The organism is Desulfobacula sp. (genome assembly GCF_014237455.1).
GTDB lineage: Bacteria > Desulfobacterota > Desulfobacteria > Desulfobacterales > Desulfobacteraceae > Desulfobacula.
Genome location: NZ_JABZFL010000035.1, coordinates 1 through 4556 on the forward strand (window position 1 = coordinate 1; position 4556 = coordinate 4556).

At 45.3% G+C, this 4556-nt stretch carries 5 protein-coding genes and 1 pseudogene; all 6 read left to right on the top strand.

Annotated elements, in window-relative coordinates:
- Positions 1-103: 103 nt before the first annotated feature.
- Positions 104-1045, top strand: a complete 942-nt coding sequence (locus tag HGJ91_RS05585) for a molybdopterin-binding protein (RefSeq protein ID WP_291346720.1) — start codon at positions 104-106, stop codon at positions 1043-1045.
- Between the two features lie 19 nt (positions 1046-1064).
- Positions 1065-1904 carry a sulfite exporter TauE/SafE family protein gene (locus HGJ91_RS05590; protein WP_291346721.1) on the top strand — a complete coding sequence of 280 codons (840 nt, stop codon included), beginning with the start codon at positions 1065-1067 and terminating at the stop codon, positions 1902-1904.
- Positions 1905-2627 (top strand): DUF364 domain-containing protein, encoded by a 723-nt coding sequence (locus HGJ91_RS05595; RefSeq protein WP_291346722.1) that lies wholly within the window; start codon positions 1905-1907, stop codon positions 2625-2627.
- A gap of 6 nt (positions 2628-2633) precedes the next feature.
- Complete coding sequence (gene yqeB, locus HGJ91_RS05600) at positions 2634-3446, top strand: selenium-dependent molybdenum cofactor biosynthesis protein YqeB (protein ID WP_291346723.1); 813 nt, start codon at positions 2634-2636, stop codon at positions 3444-3446.
- Positions 3447-3744: 298 nt separating this feature from the next.
- A pseudogene (locus HGJ91_RS05605) lies at positions 3745-3843 on the top strand (transposase zinc-binding domain-containing protein); the annotation flags it as partial.
- Positions 3844-3942: 99 nt separating this feature from the next.
- A complete protein-coding gene (locus HGJ91_RS05610) occupies positions 3943-4425 on the top strand; it encodes a transposase (RefSeq protein ID WP_291346724.1) in 483 nt (160 codons plus the stop codon).
- Positions 4426-4556: the final 131 nt, after the last annotated feature.

The following is a 4556-nucleotide window of genomic DNA, read 5'->3' on the forward strand; positions in this document are numbered from 1 at the left end:
GCCGCGCTGGATGATAATTTTACATTACTTTGCCCGCCAAGTGGCAAACTGGTTAATAATTCCATTGTAGCCGCTCTGTTCCGGCTAGTGGCATGATGCTTTTATGGGAAACTTCAGTAAAAAGGGACATGTTGTAAAAAAAGAAGACATCCCGGGATTGTTAAAAATAGGAAAACAAACCCTTTATGTTCTGGATATAGGAAAAGATCAGCTCCATGAAAATGATGCGGCCCGAAGGATTTCAAAGGCTATTTCAGATTCGACCCTGGAATTTTCAGACCCCCAGGAAGGTAAAATTAATATTATCACCCCCCATGCCGGTCTTTTAAACATTGATGTGGATGCACTGCTCAAGGTCAACAAGATGGAGAGCATTATTGTTGCCACCTTGAAAAATACCTTTCCGTGCAAAAAAGGGGAAATCATTGCGGCCACCCGGATCATTCCATTGTCCATCCCCACAGAAAAGATCGAGGCACTGGAGGCACTGGCCAGAGAAACAAAGCCCATTTTATCCGTCACACCCTATAAATCTTTAAAGGTGGGGGCCGTGGTAACGGGTTCTGAGGTCTATAACGGATTAATTACAGATGACTTTAATCCCTCCGTGGGCAAAAAAATCACCCGGGCCGGATGTACCCTGATTAAAAAAATTCTGGTACCCGACGATGTGACGGCCATTTCCAATGCCATCCTGGAATTAAAAGACCTGGGGTGTGAACTGATCATTACCACAGGAGGGCTGTCCGTGGACCCGGATGATGTCACCCGCCAGGGGGTTATCAGGACTGGAGCAGATGTTACCTTTTATGGAAGCCCCGTTCTTCCCGGGGCCATGCTCATGATCTCACAGCTTTGTGACATACCCGTTATCAGCCTTCCAGCCTGTGTGTTTTATTACAAGCAGACCGTGTTTGACCTGGTTTTCCCCAGGGTGTTGACGGGGGAAAAAATCAGTGGGGATGATATTGCCGATCTAGGACATGGGGGGTTGTGCATGAACTGCAAAGTCTGCCACTATCCCGTCTGTTCTTTTGGCCGATAGGTTCAGGAGCTGTTTTCTCATGTTAAACACACCTCAAAATTTTCATAAACCCATGCTGACCCTGTTGGGGTTTTTTGTTGCGCTTTTCAGTGCCGGTATTGGTATTGGCGGGGGAACCATAGTTGTTTCCGCCTTTATCTCAATCTTTAAATTTGAATTTAAACAGGCGGCTGCAACCTCCCTTGCCACCATTATTCCCATCACCTTTATCGGGGCTGTGTCTCAATTGTTTATTTTTTCCAATGCACCCTCTTTAAGGTATTTTCTTGTTTTTATTCCCATGTGCGTCATCGGCACCATCCTTGGTTCAACCTATATCCATAAATGGAACAGCCAGTGGCTCAAATGGATTTTTGCTCTTTTTCTTCTCATTGCAAGCTTCAGGATCTTAAAACTCATTGATTTTCCCTTTTTAATGTTTTCAAGCCTGAATGAAATTTCCTGGACCCACGAGGCCATTTTCATCATGGTATTCGGTATTGTTATCGGCACTTTGGCCTCATGGTTAGGGGTGGGCTGCGGCCTGCTCATTGTCCCATTTTTTGTCATCATAATGGATTTTAATATGCATAATGCCATTTGCCTATCATTGACCACCATGTTTTTTCTGGCCACCTCTGCCACACTTATGCACCGCAAATTTGAAAATTTGAACGTCAAGGCTTTCAAAGCTTTATTCCTCCCATCACTTGTCGGCGCCATAACGGGCTCGTCCATATCCGGACTGCTGCCATCCTTTTTCCTCAAGCAATTCTTTGGCATCATCTTGATGGGGTTTGCCCTTGTCTATCTATTACACCCCATGGTCAGGGCGATTTTATCCCTTACCCGAAAAAAACCCGATATAAAGGAAGCATAAATGCCGCACCCTATATACGACACCTTAAAAAAAGCGCTGGAAGAAAAAATAATCCTTCATGATCTGGCGGATCAGCCCATTGACATTACCTGCAAAGCCCTTTCCGCCCAGCAGGCCATTGGAACCCCAGACCATGACGATTACCCGATTATCAAAGGCAGAGAGGTCATGGTTGAGGCCAGTTTTCTGGATGCAAAGGGCCAGAGTTTCACGGATGCCTTTGAAAACAGGTCCTATCGCATTAAAGATCTCTTGTCCATGGACCTTTCCACAAACCAGAAACGCGCCTCGTTCATTGCCAGCATAAATGCTGTTTATCGGCATCTTTTGCTTGCAGACAAGACCATTCACTGCCGGGACAAGGAACCTGTCCTTTGCGCCAAAGAGCTTTCCAGCATTATCCCTGAAGGTTCAAAAGTGCTTCTGGTGGGTCATCAGCCCCGGTTTCTTGAAACATTGTCCTCCCATTGCCAGGTAAGGGCAGTGGACCTTGACCAAGACAATGTTGGAAAAACATTCTTCACTGTCATGATTGAACCTGAAGACCATACCCAAGAAGCCATCAACTGGTGCGACAGTATTTTTGCAACGGGGTCAACCATTGTCAACAACACGATTTCAACCTTTATGGAAGCGGACAAACCCGCTATCTTCTATGGGGTGACCATTACAGCCCCGGCAAAAATTTTAAACCTTACAACCTTTTGTGCCTATGGACATTAAAAACAAATGAAACCACAACACCTCAAAGATCTTGTCATTGCGGTAAAAGGGGCTGGAGAGATGGCAACAGGTACGGCCTGGCGCCTTTTTCAGTCAAATTTTAAACATATTTTCATGATGGAAATTTCAAACCCCATGGCCGTGAGGCGCAAGGTCAGCTTTTGCGAGGCCATCCATGATGGACAAATCATTGTGGAAGGGGTTAAGGCCAAAAAAGTCCTTCTTCCTGATGAAATCCAAGAAGCATGGCAGAACAATGACATTCCCGTCCTTGTGGATCCAGAGTGGAAGGCCATAAAAGCACTTCACCCCCATGTGGTGATTGATGCCATTATTGCCAAAAAAAACCTGGGCACAAATTTGTATGAAGCCCCTCTGGTGATCGGCCTGGGTCCTGGATTTGAGGCCGGGTGCGATGTGCATATGGTTATTGAAACCAACAGGGGTCACAACCTTGGAAGGGTTATTTTAAAGGGCTGCCCTGAACCGGATACGGGAATCCCGGGAAATACCAGCGGCTATACCTATGAAAGGGTTCTTCGGGCACCGTGCAAAGGTATTTTCCATTCGGATCTGGATATCGGGGACAGGGTCCAGAAGGAACAGATTGTGGGATATGTGGATACCACCCCCGTTAAAGCCCAGATTGACGGCATTCTCCGCGGTCAGATCCGGCACAACACCCAGGTGGCAAACAAACTAAAAATCGGAGACATTGATCCCCGGGGAAATGTGGACTATTGCGCCCTGATATCGGAAAAAGCGCGGGCCGTTGGGGGCAGTGTCCTGGAAGCAATTTTAAAAAAATACAATCAATGACACATTAAGCTGTTCAAAGGATTTAATCATGTTAACAAAAGCATTCATTCCTTACAAAGGATACTATTCCTCTCCCTAGGGCCAACGCATGTAAATAATCCAAAGTCCCTATGGTGTCGGTGGGATTAGAGCTCACCCGAACACCACTTCCTCCAGATATTTTTTATCCATGGCTGCATTAAGCCTCTTTGTTTTATACTGCCCTTAAATGTTTTGTTGGTTTTCAGCAAATTTAAGGCAATATGCCGTTGAAAAATAAAGGGCGTGCACTGGTGTTTTAAAGACTTAGTCCAAAAAAATTGGCAACCGCCATTGTCCCAACTGTCAGCAGAATAAAGCAGATCAATGGCTTAATCAGCAGATGAAAAAACTGCTGCCGACTCATTACTTCCTGTTAACGATTACACTCCCTCAAGGCCTTCGAGATGTTGTGAGATCCCATCAGAAACAATCTTATGGTGCCCTATTTTCATGCACTAATGAAGCGCTCAAGAAATTGGCACAAGATACACGGTTTATCGGATCTGATCGCATTGGATATCTGGCTGCTCTCTACACATGGGGCGGCATGCTCCAGTATCATCCCCATTTACACCTGGTCATTCCCGGAGGAGCCCTGTCTGATAATAATGATCAATGGTTTTCTTCCAGGCAGGATCTGTTTGTTCACACAAAACCTTTGGAAATCATTTTCAAAGCCAAATTCAAGGATGCGATGAAAAAAGCCGGACTGCTGGATAAAATAAATCCCGCAGTTTGGAAACAGCAATGGGTGATTGACAGTCAGGCCGTGGGGCAGGGACAAAATTCCTTACGTTATCTTTCAAGATATTTGTTCCGGGTTGCCATTTCCAATAATCGCATCAAAAGCATTGAAAATGATGTTATTGAAATCCCGGAACCGGAAATACCCGGTATTGAATGCAGCCATACCCGTGCGCCAAATTGCCGGTATTTTAATTTTCGACCTGGGTTTTAATGGCTGAAAACGGCCTGACTTTTGGTTTTTATATCAAGAGAAAGGCACGCTTTTAAAATTTTCATCGTATCTGGTCTTTAACACATCCAGCAAATCGGCAACCTTTCCCCCTATAGATCCGCGGCTTCTTG